The following is an 18,677-nucleotide window of genomic DNA, read 5'->3' as shown; positions in this document are numbered from 1 at the left end:
CCGAGGAGCGAGGGGGGCGCGTGCGCACGTCGTGGGGGTCGGCGACCGACCGTGGCCTCGTGCGTGAGGTCAACGAGGACGCGCTGCTCGCCTACCCGCCCGTCTTCCTCGTGGCGGACGGCATGGGCGGGCACGACGCGGGCGACCTCGCCAGCCGGATCGCCGTCGAGGAGTTCGCCCAGCTCGCGGGGCAGGCCGCCGCGACGGCCGACGACGTGCACGCCTGCTTCGACCGCACAGCGGCGCGGATCCGCACCGAGTTCACCGGCGGTCGGCAGGGCGGCACCACAGTCGCCGGCGTGGCCGTCACCGAGCACGACGGCGGCTCCTACTGGCTCGTCTTCAACGTCGGTGACTCGCGCGTGTACCTGTGGTCGGGCGAGGAGCTCGAGCAGGTCAGCGTCGACCACTCGGTCGTGCAGGAGCTCCTGGACCTGGGCGAGATCGACCTGACGGAAGCCGCGACGCACCCGGACCGGCACGTGCTCACCCGCGCCCTGGGCACGGGCGACCCGCCCGAGCCGGAGTACTGGCTGCTGCCCGCCGGACTGCACGACCGGCTCCTGATCTGCACCGACGGCCTCACGCGTGAGCTCGGGGACGACGCCCTCGCGCGCGTGCTGGCCGGGACCGCCGACCCTCAAGACGCCGCCGCCGACCTGGTCCGGCTGGCCCTCGAGCACGGCGCCCGCGACAACGTCAGCGCCGTCGTCGTCGACGTCGCCACCGCCTCGGGCGCGCACGACGACGTGCACATCACCGTCCCGCGCAGCGGCGCGGAGCTCGGTCCGCACCTGTGGGACGAGATGCTCAACGGCGCGACGGTCCCGCGCCGGTCGCTGACCACGACCGACCCTGGCGCGCGCGGCGCGAGCACACCGAACGAGGAGATGCCGTCATGAGCGTGCCCGAGTACTCCGCCGGCGGCTGGACCGCCGTGGTGCGTCCCGGATTCGTGGCGCTGCTGGGCCCGACCACCGCCGACTCCACGGTCCGGGCGCTCTGGCAGGACGCCGGGGAGGGTGTCTTCTCCGCGCTCGCCCTGCTGGCGCGTGACGGGTTCGGCGGCCTGCCGCCGTTCGCCGTGGTGTCCGTCGACGGTCAGCGCGTCCACGCCGCCCTGCGGGGGGACGTCGAGGTCGTCGTCGAGGTGGGCGGCCGTCGGGACGTCTGGCGCTCCGGTGAGGTCAGCACCTGGACCGAGCGCGTGCTCGACGGCGTGTCCGACGTCGCCGTGCAGGTGGAGGGTGCCGCGAGCGGCGAGCGCAGCCTCCCGCTCGCGGACGGCGTCGTGGAGGCGTCGCGTGTGAGCGTCTCCCTGACTGTGCGCGAGGACGCCGCGAGCGTCGAGCCGCCGGTCGAAGACGTCGCCCCGGCGGTCGAGGACGCGGCGGGCGCGCCACGTGCGGGCGTCGTCGTGGGTGCCGAGGTTGTCGACGACGCACTGGCGGCCGAGCCGGTCGCCGAGGTGTCGGACGTCGCGCAGGACGACGCGCCCTCGGCCGCTCCGGTCGCCCAGGACGCCGAGGAGCCGTCGGCCGCTCCGGCCGCCGAGCCGTCCGCCGCCGAGCCGGTCACCGAGGTCATCGAGGTCGCCGACGAGACCGCGTCCGCGGAGGTGGCGAGCGCGCCGACTTTCGCCGAGCTGCCCGCGACCGACGACCCCGCGACCGAGGTCCTCGACGCCGTCGTGTGGGACGAGCCGACGACGGTGGACCTCGTGCCCGTCGACGGAGCGCCGACGCCCGCGGCCGAGCCCGACGTCGACGAGCACACCGACCCGTCCGGCGTCGTCGCCACGGCGGAGTCGTTCCTCACGTGGCCGCCGACCGAGGCGGCACCCGCACCCGCACCCGCACCCGCCCCGACGCCGACCGGTGGGCCCGTGCCGCTCGCGGGCGCGTCGCTGGACGACCACGACGGCCTGACCATCCTGTCCACGGACCTGGCGGAGATCCGCGAGCAGCTGCCGTCGTGGGCGTCGGACGAGGTCCCGGGGCCGTTCCGCGTGCCGGCGGCCGTGCAGACGGCGGCCCGCCTGGTGCTCTCGACCGGCCTCGTCGTGCCGCTGGACCGCGCGGTGCTGCTGGGCCGGGCGCCGCAGGTCGCGCGGGTGACCAACCGGGAGCTCCCGCGGCTGATCACCGTGCCGAGCCCGCAGCAGGACATCTCGCGCACGCACGCGGAGGTCCGCGTCGACGGGGACCACGTGGTCGTCACCGACCTCGACTCGACGAACGGCGTCCACGTGGCGCGTCCGGGGGAGGGCGCGCGACGCCTGCACCCGGGCGAGCCGAGCGTCGTCGGGCTCGACGAGATCGTCGACCTCGGCGACGGCGTGACGTTCTCGGTGGAGCGGGGTTCGTGACCGCACGCCGCGAAGCGTCGACCCCGCCTCGCCTGCCGGGCTACGAGTACCTCCGGATCCTCGGCCTCGGCGGCTTCGCGGACGTCTTCCTGTACCAGCAGGAGCTCCCGCGGCGTGAGGTGGCGGTCAAGGTCCTGCTGGCCGGGAGCCTGGACGATGAGGTGCGGTCGCGGTTCCAGCAGGAGGCCAACCTCATGGCCCAGCTGTCGCACCACCCCTCGATCGTGACGATCTACCACGCGGCGATCGCTGCCGACGGGCGCCCGTTCCTCGTCATGGAGTACTGCTCCCGGCCGGGCCTGGCCGAGCGGTACCGGCAGGAGCGGATCTCCGTCGCGGAGGCGCTGCGCATCGGCGTCCGGCTGGCGTCGGCCGTCGAGACGGCGCACCGGGCCGGCATCCTGCACCGCGACATCAAGCCCGCCAACGTGCTCACCACCGACTTCGGGTGGCCGGCGCTCACCGACTTCGGCATCGCCGCGACGACCGGGCACGGCGCCGGCGCGACGGTCGGGATGTCGATCCCGTGGTCGCCGCCCGAGCTGCTCGGCGAGCACCCCACGGGTGACGAGCGCTCGGACGTCTACTCGCTGGCCGCCACGATCTACTCCCTGCTCGCCGGTCGCACCCCCTTCGAGGTGCCCGGCGGGGAGAACACGGCGCAGCAGCTGGTGGCGCGCATCGAGCGCTCGCCGCTGCCGCCGACGGGACGCGACGACGTGCCGTGGGGGCTGCAGGACCTGCTCGAGCGCGCCATGGCCAAGCACCCGGCACGCCGGTTCGAGTCCGCGGCCGCCGTGGCACGCGCGCTCCAGCAGGTGGAGGCCGACCTCCGGCTGCCGATCACGCCGCTGGACCTGACCGAGGAACCGGACGGCGTCCCGGCGCTCGAGGTGCCGCCGGCGGCCGGTCACGGCGACGGCGGTCAGGAGGACGCGACCCGGTTGCGGTCCATCGTCAGCGTCGCGCCCGAGGCGCCCGCCGTGCCCGAACCGGCGCCCGGCGCCGACGAGCCCACGCGGCTGCGTGGTGTCACCACGGTCCCGACGACGACCTCCACACCCGTGCACCGCGGTCCGGTGTTCGTCGCACCGGAGGAGGTCGCCGCGACGGACGAGCCCGACGACTCGGGTCCGCGGCGCGGCCGGCTCGTGGCGGGCATCGTGTCGGCGCTCGTGGTGCTCGGCGCCGTCGTGACCATCGGTGCCGTGGCGCTGCGCCGCGACGACTCACCCGACGCCGCACCGACGTCGACCTCGGACTTCAGCCAGGCGCCGGTCTCGACGAGCATCGGTGAGGCGGTGCCGTCGCCCCACTCGCTGCTCGGGACCCGGCAGGCGGACGGCTCGGTCGTGTTCACGTGGGAGAACCCTGCCCCGGAGGCCGGTGACCAGTACCTCTGGGGCGTCCGCCAGGCCACCGGCGAGCCGCAGCTGACGCTGGTCGCCCAGCCGTCGGCGACCGTGCCCGCTGCCGACGCGACGGGCGAGGTGTGCATCGAGGTGTCGATCGTGCGCGCCGACCGTCGCGCGTCCACGTCGCCCCTCGAGGGGTGCGCGCCGTGAGGCTGCCCCGGGTGCGCTCGCGCCTCACGACCACGGCGGCGGTCGTCACGGTCCCCGTGCTCGTGCTCGTCCTCGCGCTGCTCAACCAGGGCTTCCCGCTGGCGCGCCTCGACCTCAACGACGGTGCCGTCTGGCTCACGGCGACCAGCCAGTCCCAGCTCGGCCGGTTCAACGCACAGGTCGAGGAGCTCAACGGCGGTCTCGTCGCGCAGGGCAAGTCGTTCGACGTGCTGCAGGACGCGGGTGACGTGCTGCTGGTCGAGTCGGGCAACCTGTCCGTCGTCGACCCGGCCACGGTGGCCACCACGACGCAGGTCGCGGCGCCCGGGACGACCCCCTCGATGGCGGCCGGCACCGTCGCGCTGTACGACAAGGACGGCAACGTCTGGGTGCGCACCATCGACGATCTCGACTCGCTGCGCACCGCCACGGACACGCCCGAGATCGAGCTGGGCGACGGCGGCCGCGCGGTCGTCGCGCGCAGCGGCACCGTGCTCGGGGTCGCGCCGCAGGACGGAGCGGTCACGCGCGTCCAGGTGTCGTCGGGCTCGTCGCAGGTCAGCGAGCTCGGCTCCCTCGGCGCCGGTCCGGTCGACCAGGTGACCGCCGTCGGCGACGAGCCGGTGACGCTGTCGGGCAGCACCGTCCGCACGCTGCACGGCTCGGTCGAGGTGCAGGGCGACGACCTCACGCTCCAGCAGCCGGGTCCGGAGTCGTCGCGGGTGCTCGTCTCCAGCCGGGACGCGCTGCTCGAGGTGCCGCTCGACGGCGGCCGGGTGGTCGAGCACAAGACGACCGGCTCCGGGAAGCCGGCGGCGCCGGTCCAGGTCGGCTCGTGCGCGCACGCGGCGTGGGCGTCGCCGATCGGGTCGTACATCCAGCTGTGCGACGGCGGCAAGGCGGACGTCCGCAACCTCGAGGACATGTCCAGCGCGGACGTGCTGACGTTCCGCGTGAACCGGCAGATGGTCGTCCTCAACGACACCCTGCGCGGCCGGCTCTGGCTCCCGCTCGAGGACACCAAGCTGCGCGTGCCCAACTGGACGGACGTCGTCCCGCAGGAGCAGCCGGACGACGCGGAGGAGGAGACCGAGACCTCCGACACGACGCAGGACCTCGTCACCGAGTGCTCGGCCGAGTCCGCGTCGCCCACGGCGAGCGACGACGAGTTCGGCGTGCGACCGGGCCGGACGACGATCCTGCCGGTCATCGACAACGACTCGTCGTCCGACTGCGGCATCCTCGCCATCTCGCAGTTCGAGCAGCTGCCCGAGCAGTTCGGTCGGGTCGAGGCCATCTACGGCGGCCGCTCGCTGCAGGTCGCGATCGCGCCGGGTGCCACGGGCACCGCCGAGTTCACGTACACGATCACGGACGGGCGGGGCACCTCGGCACCCCCGACCGCGCACGTGCGGCTGACCGTCCGGGGCAGCGGGGAGGACGAGCCGCCGCGCCAGCTGCGGACCGGCTCGATGCGCGTCGAGCAGGGCGGCCAGTCCGAGCACCAGGTGCTGGCGGACTTCGTCGACCCGGACGGCGACGACCTGCTGCTGGTCGGCGCCACCGCCGACCCTGCCGCGGGGTCCGTCCGGTTCCGGCAGGACGGCACGCTGACGTTCAAGGCCGACGGTGCGTCGCTCGGGCGGACCGAGGTGACGGTCCAGGTCTCGGACGGCACGTCGACGACCGAGGGCACCCTGGACGTCGACGTGCGCCCGACGGGCTCGCTGCCGCCGCAGATCGACCCGGTCTTCGCCGTCACCTACGTCGGCCAGCCCGTCACGCTGAAGCCACTGACCGCCGTGCGGAGCTCCTCCAGCGAGCCGCCGCGCCTCGCCGGGGTCGACGAGGTCGTCGGCGGGACGATCACGAGCGACCTGCAGGGCGGCACGTTCACGTTCAGCGCGGCCCGCGCGGGCACCTACTACGTGCCGTTCCTCATCGCCGCGCCGCCGCAGCAGGCGACCGGCCTGGCGCGCGTCGACGTGCTCGAGTGGCCCGAGACACCCGCGCCCCCGGTCGCCGTGCGCGACAAGGCGTACCTCCCGCCCGGTGGCGAGGTGACCATCGACCCGCTCGAGAACGACTCGGACGCCGCGGGGAAGGTCCTGATCCTGCAGTCGGTCGAGGTCCCCGAGGACTCCGGGCTGAAGGTCGCGGTGCTCGACCACCGGCTCGTGCAGATCCGGGCCGAGCGCACGCTGGCCGGTCCGGTGCCGCTGCGCTACACCGTGACCAACGGGCAGGCGTCGGCGGTGGGCGAGATCGTCGTCCAGCCCGTGCCCCCGTCCGCGACCTCGCAGCCGCCCGTCGTGGAGAACGTCGAGGTCAGCGTGCGCACGGGCGGCGTCGTGACGATCCCCGTGCTCGACACGGCGTACGACCCCGACGGTGATCGCCTCACCCTGGTCCCCGAGCTGGCCGAGCCACTGGGCGAGGGGGAGGGCCTCCTCTTCGTGTCCGGCGACGTCCTGCGCTACCAGGCTCCCGACGACGCGGTCACGGCCCACGCCACCTTCGCCGTGCAGGACGCCACGGGCAACGTCACCGCCGCCACCGTGACGGTCCGCGTGCACGCCTCCGACGCCAGCACCAAGGCGCCCCCGCGGCCGAAGAACCTCGAGGCGCGCGTCTACGAGGGCGACACGGTCCGCATCCCGGTCCCGCTGGTGGGCATCGACCCGGACGGGGACGGCGTGACGCTCCTCGGCCAGGCCTCGGCGCCGTCCCAGGGCCGCGTCACCGCGACGGGACCCGACTGGATCGAGTACCAGGCGCTCCCCGACGAGCTGGGGACGGACACGTTCACGTACGCCGTCGAGGACTGGGTGGGCCAGCGTGCGGTCGCGGAGATCCGCGTCGGCATCGGCCCCCGGCCCACGGGTGCGGCGCCGGTGGTCGCGCGGGACGACGAGGTCACGGTCAAGCCCGGCCAGCGGGTCGAGGTCCGCGTGCTCGCCAACGACGTCGACTCCAGCGGCGGCGACCTGACGCTGGCCACGGCGCTCGACATGCCCGCGGGCACGGACGCGAAGGTGGACGGCCGGCGCATCGTCGTGCACGCGCCGGACCAGCCGGGCGTGCTGCAGATCGCCTACACGGTCTCGAACGACCGCGGCGGCCACGACACCGGCGTACTCACGGTGACCGTTGCCGACGACGCGCCGGTCCTCGCCCCGATCGCGCGCGACGTCGTCGTGCCCGCCACCGACACCATCGGTCGGACCGAGGTCTCGGTCAACGTCCTCGCGGTCGCCCAGAACCCGAGCGGGCCCCTGAGCGACCTCGCCGTCTCCGTCCCGGCCGCCCTCGCGGACGTCGCGCGCGTGGACGCCACGGGCAAGGTGGTGGTCACGCTCGTCGACCACCCGCAGACGCTGCCCTACCAGCTGAGCAACACGACGTCGACGGACGGCAAGGCCACCGCCTACGCGTTCATCACCGTGCCGCAGCTCGGGTTCTTCCGGCCCGTCCCACGCCCCAAGGCCCCCGAGCTGCGCGTCGCGTCGGGCGAGCAGCTGATCATCCCGCTGTCGGAGCAGGTGCAGGTCGCGCCCGGCCGGACCGCGTCCATCGCGGACCCGCTCGGCGTGTCCGCGACCAAGTCGGACGGGACCGACCCCGTCAAGGACAAGGGCACCCTGCAGTTCCGGTCCGAGCCCGGCTACGCCGGACCCGCGTCCATCACCGTGCCCGTCACCGACGCCTCCGGCGCGGGCGACACGTCGGCGCGCACCTCGCTGATCACCCTGCAGATCACCGTGTTCGCGGTCGACGACCACCCGCCGACGTTCACGCCGTCGACGATCGACGTCGCGCCCGGCGAGGACCCGATCCCGGTCGACCTGCGCTCGTTCACCGTAGGTCCGGAGGGCGCGACGCCCGCCGAGGACCGGTACAGCTACCAGCTGACGGCGGCCGTGCCGGCCGGGTTCACGGGCGGGATCGACAAGGACGGCATCCTGCGCATCGCGGCCGACGAGACGACCCCCAAGGGCCGCACCGACAAGCTCGAGCTGCGCATCGGGTACGGGCGGACCGGTTCGCTGGCGGCGACGATCGACCTGCGCGTGATCGCGAGCACGCGGCGGACCGCCGTGGTGAACGACCGCGTGATCGACAACGGCGTCGAAGGGCAGATCACCACGGTCGACGTGCTGGAGAACGCCTACAACCCGTTCCCCGACTCGCCGCTGACGGTGGTCGGCGCGACGGTCGAGACGCCGGGCGCGGGCAGCACCAGCGCCACGGCCAGCACGGTCTCGGTCCGCCCGGCGGTCGGGTTCATCGGCCAGATGGTCACGCGCTTCCGGGTGCGCGACGTGACGGGCGACCCCGACCGCGAGGTCGAGGCGCGCATCACCGTCACGGTCCGCGGCAAGCCCGCGACGCCGACAGCGCCCCGCGTCGGGGAGGTGCGCGACCGGACGGTCGTCCTGTCGTGGGACGCGCCCGACAACCGCGGCGCGCCCATCAGGGGCTACCGCGTCGTCGCGAACCCCGGCAACATCGTGCGCGCGTGCGCCAGCACCACCTGCACGATCGACAACCTGACCAACGACACCGAGTACACGTTCACGGTGGCGGCGCAGAACGACGTCGACTGGTCCGAGCCGAGCCCCCCGTCGGCGCCGGCCCGCCCCGACGCCGTCCCGAACCAGCCCGCGCCGCCGGTGCTCGCCTTCGGTGACGGCAGCGTGCGGGCAACCTGGGAGCCTCCGGTGTCGACCGGTTCGCCGGTGACCAGCTACACGCTCGAGATCTCGCCCGCGCCCCTGACCGGGCCGGCGTCCGTGACCTCGTCGACCACGAGCTACACGTTCTCCGGCCTGAAGAACGGGACCGCGTACACCGTGCGCGTGCAGGCGCGGAACCGAGCGCCCGAGCCGAGCGCGTGGTCGGACTCGTCGCAGCCCGAGGTGCCGGCCGGGGTGCCGGCCGCGCCGAGCAACCTCGTCGCGCAGCGGGTGGACACGCCGCTCGGCGGCCAGATCAACGTCAGCTGGACCGAGCCCGACGGCAACGGCGACCGCGTCGCCGGCTACGAGCTGGTGATCTCGAACGGGCCCAACGCCCGGACGGTGGCCCTGGACGGGTCGGCGACCTCCTACGCCTTCACGGACGCCGCCAACGGACCCGCCTACCGGTTCCAGGTCCGCGCCCGGAACAAGGCCCCCGGCTGGTCCGCCCCCGCGATCGTGAACGCCTCCACCTATGGGCTGCCGGGTGCTCCGACCAGCGTGACCGCCGACGCCGACCCCGGCCAGGGCCGCATCGTGGTGCGCTGGTCGGGCGCGGACGGCAACGGCACGTCCATCCGGTCCTACGTCGTGAAGATGCCGGACGGCTCGGAGCGCGACGTGGGCGGCGCGACGTCGTTCACGGACACGGGCCTGACCGGCGGCACGACCTACGCCTACCAGGTGCGCGCGGTGAACGACGCGGGCACGAGCGGGTGGAGCGGGGCCGCCTCGGCGAAGGCGACCACGCCGCCCAGCCCGCCGCCCGTGTCGCTCGCCGTCACGGCCAACGGCAACGGCGGCCGTCCCACGCAGATCACGATCACCCGCGGCAACGTCCAGAACGACGGCGGCGGCCAGAACCTGCAGTACACCTGGGAGCTCCGCAGCGACCGGCACGGTCCCGTGTCCGGGTCGTTCTCCGGCACCACCGCGGTGGTCGACGTGAGCGGCTGGGACTGGCAGTTCCGGGGCACCCAGGCCACCGCCACGGTGACCGCCGGCACGAGCGTGGGATCCACGTCGAGCCCGGCGTCGATCAACGTCGTGTGGGGCCAGCCGCCGAGCGTCGTCCAGAACCTCGCGGTCGTCGCCGACAGCACCACGGTGCCGAAGCAGATCACCGTCAGCTGGGACGCACCGGCCCAGGACGGTGGCATCGGCATCGACCAGTACCACGTGTGCTGGAAGGTGAACGGCCAGGACGCCGACTGCCAGGACACCCGCCAGACCTCGGTGCAGCGTCGCCTCAGCGACTGGCTCAGCCCCCCGAAGCCGGGCGACAAGATCACCGCCACCGTCAACGCGACCAACGGGCGCGGCGACGGCCCGCCCGACTCCGTCGACTTCGTCTACCCCGAGCCGGCGGCCACCCCGTGACCCGCCCACACCTCCCGAGGAGCACCCGCACATGACCCCCGAGCAGAGCATCTGGTTCGCCGAGACCTTCGACGCGCTGGTCGCCAACGTCGGTCTGGCGCTCCTGGGCAAGGAGCGCACCGTCCGGCTCGCGCTGACGGCGATGGTCGCCGAGGGTCACCTCCTCCTCGAGGACGCTCCCGGGACGGGCAAGACGTCGCTGGCCAAGGCGCTGGCCGCCACGGTGCAGGGCAGCCACCACCGGATCCAGTTCACGCCGGACCTGCTGCCGTCCGACGTGACCGGCGTGACGATCTACGACCAGAGCACCCACCGCTTCGAGTTCCACCCGGGCCCGATCTTCGCGTCCGTGGTGCTCGCGGACGAGATCAACCGCGCGTCGCCCAAGACGCAGGCCGCGCTCCTCGAGGTCATGGAGGAGGGCAACATCACGGTGGACGGGGTGACGCACCCCGTGGGCCGGCCGTTCATGGTCATCGCGACGCAGAACCCGATCGAGCAGGCGGGCACGTACCGGCTGCCCGAGGCGCAGCTGGACCGCTTCCTGATCAAGACGTCGCTGGGCTACCCGGACCGCGCCTCGACCATCGAGATCCTCGCGGGGGCCAAGGACAGGACGACGGTCCTGACGCCGCGCATCACGACGCAGGCGGTCGGCACGATGGCGGACCTGGCGCAGACCGTGCACATCGACGAGGTCGTGCTCGACTACGTGGCGCGGCTGACGGAGGCCACCCGCGACGACGCGCAGACGGCGATCGGCGCGAGCGTCCGCGGCGGCCTCGCGCTCGTCCGCACCGCCAAGGTGTGGGCGGCCGCGCAGGGCCGGGAGTACGTGATCCCGGACGACGTGAAGGACCTCGCCCAGCCCGTGCTCGCGCACCGCCTGGTGCTCGACACCGAGGCCGAGTTCGCCGGCGTCACCGCGATCGACGTGCTCGCGCGCATCCTCGAGCAGACGGCTCCGCCGGCGCTGCGGGCGGCCTGATCGTGGGTCTTCGGGTCTCTCCGGTGGGCTGGGGGGTGGCGGTCGTCGCCCTCCTCGGTCTCGTGCTGGGCCGGTGGTTCGGCTGGCTCGAGCTCGCCGCGCTCGGGGCGGCCCTCACGGCGGTGCTCGTCGTGTCGCTGCTGATGACCGCGGGTCGGGCCCGGTACGAGATCCGTTTGGACATGGCCGACCGCCGGGTCAAGGTGGGGGAGCGTGCCGTCGGCCGCGTGGACGTGAAGAACCTGGCGCGCCGCCGCTCGCTGCCCTCGCGCGTCGAGCTGCCCGTCGGGGCGGCGGTCGCCGAGTTCTCGGTGCCGGCCCTGGCGCCGAGCGCGGAGCACGACGACCTGTTCGCCATCCCCACGGCGCGGCGCGCGGTCATCGTCGTCGGGCCGGTGCGCTCCGTCCGTGGCGACCCGTTCGGCCTCGCGCGGCGCAGCGTGCGCTGGACCCGACCCGTCGAGCTGTTCGTGCACCCGCTGCTCGTCTCGCTGGCGGGCGCGAGCTCGGGTCTGCTGCGCGACCTCGAGGGGCAGTCGACGCGCGACCTGTCCGACTCCGACCTGTCGTTCCACGCGCTGCGGGACTACGTGGCCGGCGACGACCGGCGCTACATCCACTGGCGGACCACCGCGCGCCGCGGCAGCCTCATGGTCAAGCAGTTCGAGGACACGCGTCGCACGCAGACGGCCATTGCGCTGGCGACGGACCCGCGGGACTACGCCGACGACGACGAGTTCGAGCTCGCGGTGTCGGTCGTCGCGTCGGTCGGCGTCCAGACCATCCGCGAGGAGCGGGACCTGGCCGTCCTGGCCGGTCCGGGGATGCTGCGGGTGGAGACCCCGCCGCTGCTCCTCGACGACTGCTCCGGCATCCAGCTCGCCTCGAGCGGCGCCGGCATGGCGCTGCTCGGCCGGCGCGTCGCGCGCGAGGCGGCGGACGCCTCGGTCGCCGTGCTCATCACGGGGTCGGTGCCGTCAGACTCGAACCTGCGCCTCGGTGCACGCCACGTCCCGACCGGCACCCGGACGGTCGTCGTCCGGTGCGAGCGCGGCGCCGACGTCGCGGTGCGCACCCAGGGCTCGCTGAGCCTCGCGACCATCGGCACCCTCGACGACCTGCCCCGGCTGCTGCGGCGGGTGACCGCGTGACCGCTCCGCACCGCACCGCGGGCCGGGCCGCGGTCGACGTCGTCTGCCTGGTCGGCATGCTCGCCCTTGCGCTCGTCCCGCTGCTTGCGGTCTACGGGGGGCTCGTCGCGCTGCCCGCGCTGGTGGGCGGGCTGGTCCTGGGCACCGGGGTCGCGGTGCTGGGCGCTGCGCGGCGCTGGTCCGCGCTGACGGTCGTCGCGCTGGTGCTCGTCGTCTTCGTGCTGTTCGGCGGCCCGCTCGCCGCGCCCTCCACGACCGTCGCCGGCGTGCTGCCCACGCCGAGCACGGTGGTGGAGCTCGCGCGCGGCGCCGTCACGTCGTGGAAGCAGGTGCTGACGCTGCAGCCGCCCATCGGCTCGAGCGGCAGCCTGCTGGTCGCGATGCTGCTGCTCGCGCTGGTCGGCTCGGCCGTCGCCGTGTCCGTGGCGCTGCGCGCACGGCGGGGCGCCGCCGCTGCGGCCGCCGCTCTGGTCCCGGTGGCCGCCGTCGTCGCGGCGATCCTGCTGGGCGTGCGCCGACCGACCGTCCCGCCGATCGCCACGGGCGTCGCCCTCGTCGTCGTACTGCTGCCGTGGGCCTCGTGGCGGGCCGGGCTGCTGCGTCCCCGCCGCGTGGTCGCGACGGGCCTGCTCGCGGCAGTGGCGGTCGCCGCGGGCGTGCTGGGCGCACCCGCCGTCGCCGGCCCCACGGAGCGTCTCGTCGTCCGCGACCAGATCGTCCCGCCGTTCGACCCGCGCGCCTACCCGAGCCCGCTCTCGGCGTTCCGAGAGTTCGTGAAGAAGGACGAGGACGCGAAGCTCTTCACCGTGGCCGGCCTGCCGGCCGGGGCGCGCGTCCGCCTGGCGACCATGGACCGCTACGACGGCGTCGTGTGGAACGTCGCTGGCGACGGGTCCGCGCAGGCGTCGGGCGAGTTCCGGCGCGTGGGCGACACGGTCGACACCACCGTCCGCGGCACCGAGGCCCACGTCGACGTGCAGATCGACGACCTCACCGGCGTCTGGCTGCCCACCGTGGGTCAGGCGACGTCATTCGACGTGGCCGACCGGGAGGCGGCCGGCGGCCTGCGCTACAACGACGCGACCGGCGCGGCGGTGCTCACCGGCGGCGTGCATCGGGGCCTGCGCTACGGCGTCGACGTCGTCGTCCCGCGGGTGCCGAGCACCGACGAGATCGGCAGCGCCCCGGGGTCGGACATCGCGCAGCCCGACCTCACGGGCGAGCCGGACGCCGCGGCGATCACGGCCGCGGACGTCGCCCGCGACGCCGGAACCCCGGTGCAGATCGCGGAGGCGCTCTCCACCTGGCTCAAGGAGAAGGGCTACTTCAGCCACGGCATCGTCGACGCGGGCGACTACGCGTCGCTCTCCGGGCACGGCGCCGACCGGATCACGTCGCTGCTGGCCGGCGACATCATGGTGGGCGACGGCGAGCAGTACGCCGCGGCGATGGCGCTGATGGCCCGCGCGATGGGGCTGCCCGCGCGCGTGGTGCTCGGCTTCGTCCCGCAGGACGCCCCTGCCGGCGGTCCCGTCACGGTCACCGGCAAGGACATCCAGGCGTGGGTCGAGGTGAGCTTCCAGGGATACGGCTGGGTGCCGTTCGACGCGACGCCGCCGCCGGAGCAGACCCCGCAGGAGGACGACCAACAGAAGCCGTCCGAGCCAGACCCGCAGGTGGTCCAGCCCCCGCCCCCGCCGCCGGCCGCGGTCACGCCGCCCGACGAGGACACCGAGCAGCCCCAGACGGACGACCCCGCCTCGGACGACGACGACAGCGCCCGCTGGCTGCGGATCGCGCGCGTCGCCGGCGTCGTCTCGATCCCGCTGATCCTCCTCGCCGCCCCGGTGCTCGTGATCGTGGGGCTCAAGGCCCGGCGACGCCGGCGCCGTCGGCGCAGCGCGGACCCCGTCGCGCAGGTGGCGGGCGGGTGGGACGAGGTGCTCGACGCCGCGCGGGACCTGCGCCGGCCGCCGGGCGCCCTGGCCACCCGCAACGAGTCGGCGCGCGCGCTGGCGGCGTCCTTCGCGGACGCGCCGCAGGGTGCGCTCGTCGGGGCGCGGGTCGGAGCGCTCGCGCGCTCGGCCGACCACGCGGTGTTCAGCGCGGCGACGCCGAGCCCGGCGCAGGCCACCGCCTACTGGTCGGACGTGGAGACGGCGGTCGAGGCCATGTCGCACAGCGTCGGCTGGCGCCGACGGGTCCGCGCGCGACTCTCCACCGCGTCGCTGCGGCGCGACCGCCGCCGACCGCGCCGACGCCGCGGTGCTGCCGCATGACGACGGACATCCGACCTCAGGGAGTGCACGTGCCCGACAACCGCCACCAGGTCGACGCGGACCCGGCGTCGATGGGACGTCGCGCGGCGGCGACCCTCCTGGACCTCGCCCTCTGGCTCGTCGTCGGGGGCTGGCTCGTGCTCGTCGGGACGGCACGCCTGCTCGCCGACGCTGGTGAGCCGGACACCGGGTCGCTGCTGCTGGTCCTGCTCGGCGGGGCGGCGGCCACGGCGGTCGTCGTCGGCCAGTGGGTCGTCCACGGCCGGTTCGGCTGGACTCTGGGCCGGCTCGCGACGGGGATCCGCACGCTCGACGTCGAGACGCGCCGGCCCATCGGCGTCGGCCGCGTGCTGCTCCGCGGCCTCGTCCTGGCGGCCGGTGCGCTGGCGCTGCTCGTCGGGCTGCTCGTCGTGCTGCTCTCGCCCCTGTTCGACCGGACCGGTCGCCGTCGCGGGTGGCACGACCTCGCCGCCGGCGACGAGGTGCTGGACGTGCGGACCGCGCGTCGGCTGGGTGCCCAGTCGACGCCCCCGGTGGAGCGGGTCCCGGCGGTCCAGCCGGTGGCACCGGTCCGACCGACGACGAACGTGCCGGGCTGGGTCGTGTCGGCGGCCGCGGGCGACGACGGCTCCGACGGCACCGCCATGCTGGACGTCCTGCTGGACGAGGGGCGGCCCTCCGCGCTCGTCCTCGCGCCCCTGTCGCCGCAGCGCAGCGGCCCCGACCTCGACACGCGTGCGACGCCCGTCGTCCGGCGCGTCGGGCTCAGCTACGGCCTCGCGCCCGAGCTCGAGATGACCCGCCCGGCGGCGCCCCGCGACGACCTGCTCGCGCAGCCCGTCGACTCGGTCGCGGTGGACCGCGCGGTCGCCGAGATCGAGCTCTCGGACGGGCGCCGGATCACGATCGAGCGGACCGCGCTGGTGGGTCGCAACCCGGCGTCGGACGCGGACGTCCAGCTCGTGCGCGTGGTCGACCCCGGCCGGTCGGTGTCCAAGACGCACCTGCAGATCGGCGTGGAGCCCGGCGGCGTGTGGGTCGCGGACCGCGGTTCGACCAACGGCACCGTGGTCACCCTCCCCGACGGCGCGCAGGTGGTCTGCCGGGTCGACCAGCAGGTGCGGCTGCGCGTGGGCTCCACGGTCGCGTTCGGCGAGTGCGCCCTGCGTCTGGTGCGCGCTCCCGGAGTTCGCTCGACCCCCTAGGGCGTCCGGGCGTGGCCGGGAGCGACGTGGCCTAGAGTCGGGATCATGGCGGACCGACGCCTGGCTGCGCGGATGCAGCGCGTCGAGATCGAGGACACCTCGGTCACGGCGCCTCCGTCGCGCCATCCGGACGACGAGCCGCCGGCCGATCTTCCCGTGGGCCACCACCCGCTGCTGCGCTGGTGGCCGCTCGCCGCCGTCGTCGTGCTCTGCCTCGTCGCTGCGACGATGCTCGCGTCCGCCCGGGACCGCGCGTTCGTCGCGAGGATCGAGGCCGTCCCCGGACTGGTCCGGCCGCTGGACGCGGCGCCGGTGCCGCTGTGGGAGGTCGGCGGGCGGACGGCCAACGGTGCGGTGCTCGCAGCCGACGGCGCCCTCGTCGTGCTCAGCGAGAGCGACGACGAGTGGCGCGTCACGGCGCACGACCCGGCGACAGGTGCCGTCAGCTGGGCGGTCCCCGTGGCGCCGGCGTCGCGCAGCGGGTTCGAGAGCAGCGGGGTGACGTGTCCCGCGCAGTCCGGGGCTGTCGGGTCGCTCGTCCTGTGCCTCGTGCCGCAACCGCGGGTGCTGTACTCCGACGAGGCGTCGATCCAGGAGCAGCCGCGGCTCACGGTCGTGCCCCTGTCCGCGCGGGACGGCACCCGCACCGGCGGCTGGGACGTCCGCGGGGACGTCGTCGGCATCGAGCGGGTGGACGACGACCTCGTCATCGGCCAGCTCACGCCGGACGGCCATCTCAAGGTCCAGCGCCGCAGCGGCCGATCGGGAGCGGTCGTCTGGTCGTACGTGACGCCGGTCGCCATGGCCCAGCTGCTCACCGCGTCGATGCGGGTGCTGCCGCCGATCGTCGTCCTCGACGGCGAGTCGACCATCATCCTCGACGCGGCCGACGGCCGGACGCTGGTGGCGGGCGCCCGGTTCAGCGGGCTCCAGGCGGCCCCCCTGCGGGGCCGGTTCGCCACGTGGGCGCCGGTCGGTGGCGGCCACATGCACGACGTGGACGGCACCGAGCTGTACCGGATGCCCGGACTCCCGGCGCAGCTGGCCGCGGACGACGGCTCCGAGCCGGCGCGGGTGATCGTCGACGAGGGATCGCAGCTGGTCTCGCTCGACCTCGGCACGGGGACCGAGCAGTGGCGCACCGCCTCGCTGCTCGACCCGCGGGTGCTCGTCGGCCACCGGCTCGTGGTCTCGGGCGCCGGCACCTACGGGGTGCTCGACGCCTCCGACGGGCGCGAGCTGTGGTCGGTGGACACCGCCGACGCGCTGGGGTGGGAGCCGCTCTCCGACGGCACGCTGGTCCTGGGACCCGGCCTCTCGCCCGACGGGCGGCCCGAGCTGTGGGCACGGGCGCTCGCCGACGGTGTGCGCTACTGGGCCGTCCCGCTTCCCGAGCACGTGCGCCACGTCGACGCGGTGGGCGGCCACCTGGTCGTGCGGACGCCGAACGACCTCATCGTCTACGGCTGACGCGGTGGCCCAGGGTGGGCTGAGGGCCCCGATGCAGGAGGTCCGGCTCGACGAGGGTGAGGCGCTCCGGGACGAGGGCCCTGCCGCTGGTCAGCGGCTGCGGGCGTGGGCGTCGCGTCGCCCCGCTCGGGCGGCGTCGGCCGCGGTCGTCGCTCTCGCGGTGCTGCTGACCGTCGTCGTCGCCGGCCCGCGGTGGGCGGCGAACCAGGAACGCGCCGCCGTGCTGGGAGAGGCGAGGTTCGCCGGCGCGGTCCGGTCGCTGCAGGACCCGCCGGGCGTGCGGTGGACGGCCGCGGTCGACGGGTCCGTGGCGCCCCTGCTGGTGGGCGACGTGATCGTCGCGACGGCCGGTGCCCCCGGTGACGGGCGCCGGCTGGTGGGGTTGGACGCCGTGGCCGGCGAGCAGCGATGGGCGCTGCCGCTGGCCGAGCAGCCGACGCCGGAGAACGTGCTCTGCCGCCCGCTCGATGTCCGGCTCGTGTGCGTGGTCGGACCGGCACCACCCTCCGCCCGCCCCGTGTTCGTCCCGGGGGAGCCGACCCGCGACGACGGCACCGCTGACCTGCTGGTCCTGGACCCCACGGACGGCTCGGTCCTGTCCCGCAGTCGGATCCCGGGCTGGGTCGTCGCGACCGCGCAGGCGGGCCCGGACCTGGTGGTCGCCACGTACGCGTGGGGGATGCTCACGGTGCGCCGGCTCGACCCCGCGACGGGCGCGACGCGGTGGCAGACCCAGCGCTGGAGCACGTTCCAGTCGGCCTCGAACGGTCGGGTGTCCCTCGTGGCCGCGGCCGGCCTGGTCCTGGCGGCCGGGAACGACGTCACGCTCCTGCTCGACGCGGCGACGGGGGACCGGCTGCCGCGGCCGAAGGGCGCGAACCCGGGGGACCAGACGCGCCTGCTCGACGACGGCACGCTGGTCCGCACCCGGTACCGCCTGCAGGACGACGGCGTCGACGCCGTGTCGGACCTGTCGACCGGCCGCGGCGAGCCGTGGGCGTCGGTGCAGGGCGTGCTCGTGGCGCCGGCGACGTCGGACGGGACCTCGGGCCTGGTGTTCGCGGCCGGCGGGCTGACCGACGCGACGTCGGGCGGGCGGGTGCGCGCGTTCGACCGGGGGTCGTCGGCGCAGGAGTGGCTCGCGACGGCACCGGCTCCGGAGGTCGCCGTCGACGCGGCGGGGCGGGTCGTCCTGCGAGGAGGCGGCGGCCTCGTGGGCGTCGACGCGGCGACCGGCGAGGAGGTGTGGGCGGCGAGCTTCGGCCCCTCGGTCGGGCGCGTGTTCACGGACGGCCGTCGCGTGGCCGTCGAGCACGACGCGTCCGACGGCACGCCGGAGCTGTCGGCCGTGTCTCTCGACGACGGCGCCCCCGTCTGGGAGGTCGCCCTGCCCGTCGGGACGAGCCGGGTGGTCCGGCTGGGCAGCCAGCTGTACGCGCTGGGGGACGACGCGTTGGTCGCGCTCCGGTGAGACCGACTTGCGTGCCGCGGCGCCTTCGGGGGTACGGTGACTTCGTGCTCGCAGTCACCCT

General features: G+C 74.9%; 10 protein-coding genes. All 10 read left to right on the top strand.

Annotated elements, in window-relative coordinates:
• Nucleotides 1–59: 59 nt before the first annotated feature.
• The 10 genes from AC1DQC_RS11820 to AC1DQC_RS11775 are packed head-to-tail and all read left to right on the top strand — an operon-like array spanning nucleotide 60 to nucleotide 18,616.
• Complete coding sequence (locus AC1DQC_RS11820) at nucleotides 60–902, top strand: PP2C family protein-serine/threonine phosphatase (protein WP_477051426.1); 843 nt, start codon at nucleotides 60–62, stop codon at nucleotides 900–902.
• Nucleotides 899–2,368, top strand: a complete 1,470-nt coding sequence (locus tag AC1DQC_RS11815; protein ID WP_477051425.1) for an FHA domain-containing protein — start codon at nucleotides 899–901, stop codon at nucleotides 2,366–2,368. Before AC1DQC_RS11820 ends, AC1DQC_RS11815 begins: the two co-directional genes overlap by 4 nt.
• Entirely contained in the window at nucleotides 2,365–3,933 is a 1,569-nt protein-coding gene (locus tag AC1DQC_RS11810) for a serine/threonine-protein kinase (RefSeq protein WP_477051424.1), read from the top strand. The genes AC1DQC_RS11815 and AC1DQC_RS11810 overlap by 4 nt, the downstream gene beginning before the upstream one ends.
• The gene (locus AC1DQC_RS11805; RefSeq protein ID WP_477051423.1) at nucleotides 3,930–10,052 is read left to right on the top strand and encodes an Ig-like domain-containing protein; all 6,123 of its coding nucleotides are present in this window, start codon (nucleotides 3,930–3,932) and stop codon (nucleotides 10,050–10,052) included. Before AC1DQC_RS11810 ends, AC1DQC_RS11805 begins: the two co-directional genes overlap by 4 nt.
• Nucleotides 10,053–10,083: 31 nt before the next feature.
• Nucleotides 10,084–11,040: an AAA family ATPase gene (locus AC1DQC_RS11800; RefSeq protein WP_477051422.1), complete on the top strand. Its 957-nt coding sequence runs from the start codon at nucleotides 10,084–10,086 to the stop codon at nucleotides 11,038–11,040.
• Between the two features lie 23 nt (nucleotides 11,041–11,063).
• Nucleotides 11,064–12,191, top strand: coding sequence for a DUF58 domain-containing protein (locus tag AC1DQC_RS11795; protein WP_477051421.1), 1,128 nt, complete (start codon nucleotides 11,064–11,066; stop codon nucleotides 12,189–12,191).
• Nucleotides 12,188–14,470: a transglutaminase domain-containing protein gene (locus AC1DQC_RS11790; RefSeq protein WP_477051420.1), complete on the top strand. Its 2,283-nt coding sequence runs from the start codon at nucleotides 12,188–12,190 to the stop codon at nucleotides 14,468–14,470. The genes AC1DQC_RS11795 and AC1DQC_RS11790 overlap by 4 nt, the downstream gene beginning before the upstream one ends.
• A 29-nt stretch (nucleotides 14,471–14,499) precedes the next feature.
• Nucleotides 14,500–15,675: an RDD family protein gene (locus tag AC1DQC_RS11785; protein WP_477051419.1), complete on the top strand. Its 1,176-nt coding sequence runs from the start codon at nucleotides 14,500–14,502 to the stop codon at nucleotides 15,673–15,675.
• Nucleotides 15,676–15,720: 45 nt separating this feature from the next.
• Entirely contained in the window at nucleotides 15,721–17,145 is a 1,425-nt protein-coding gene (locus tag AC1DQC_RS11780) for an outer membrane protein assembly factor BamB family protein (protein WP_477051418.1), read from the top strand.
• Nucleotides 17,146–17,176: 31 nt separating this feature from the next.
• The gene (locus AC1DQC_RS11775; protein WP_477051417.1) at nucleotides 17,177–18,616 is read left to right on the top strand and encodes an outer membrane protein assembly factor BamB family protein; all 1,440 of its coding nucleotides are present in this window, start codon (nucleotides 17,177–17,179) and stop codon (nucleotides 18,614–18,616) included.
• Nucleotides 18,617–18,677: the final 61 nt, after the last annotated feature.

This window comes from Cellulomonas sp. P4_H12 (assembly GCF_056400905.1).
The sequence above is the reverse complement of the archived record's forward strand: the minus strand, read 5'-3'. Positions and strand labels throughout refer to the sequence as shown.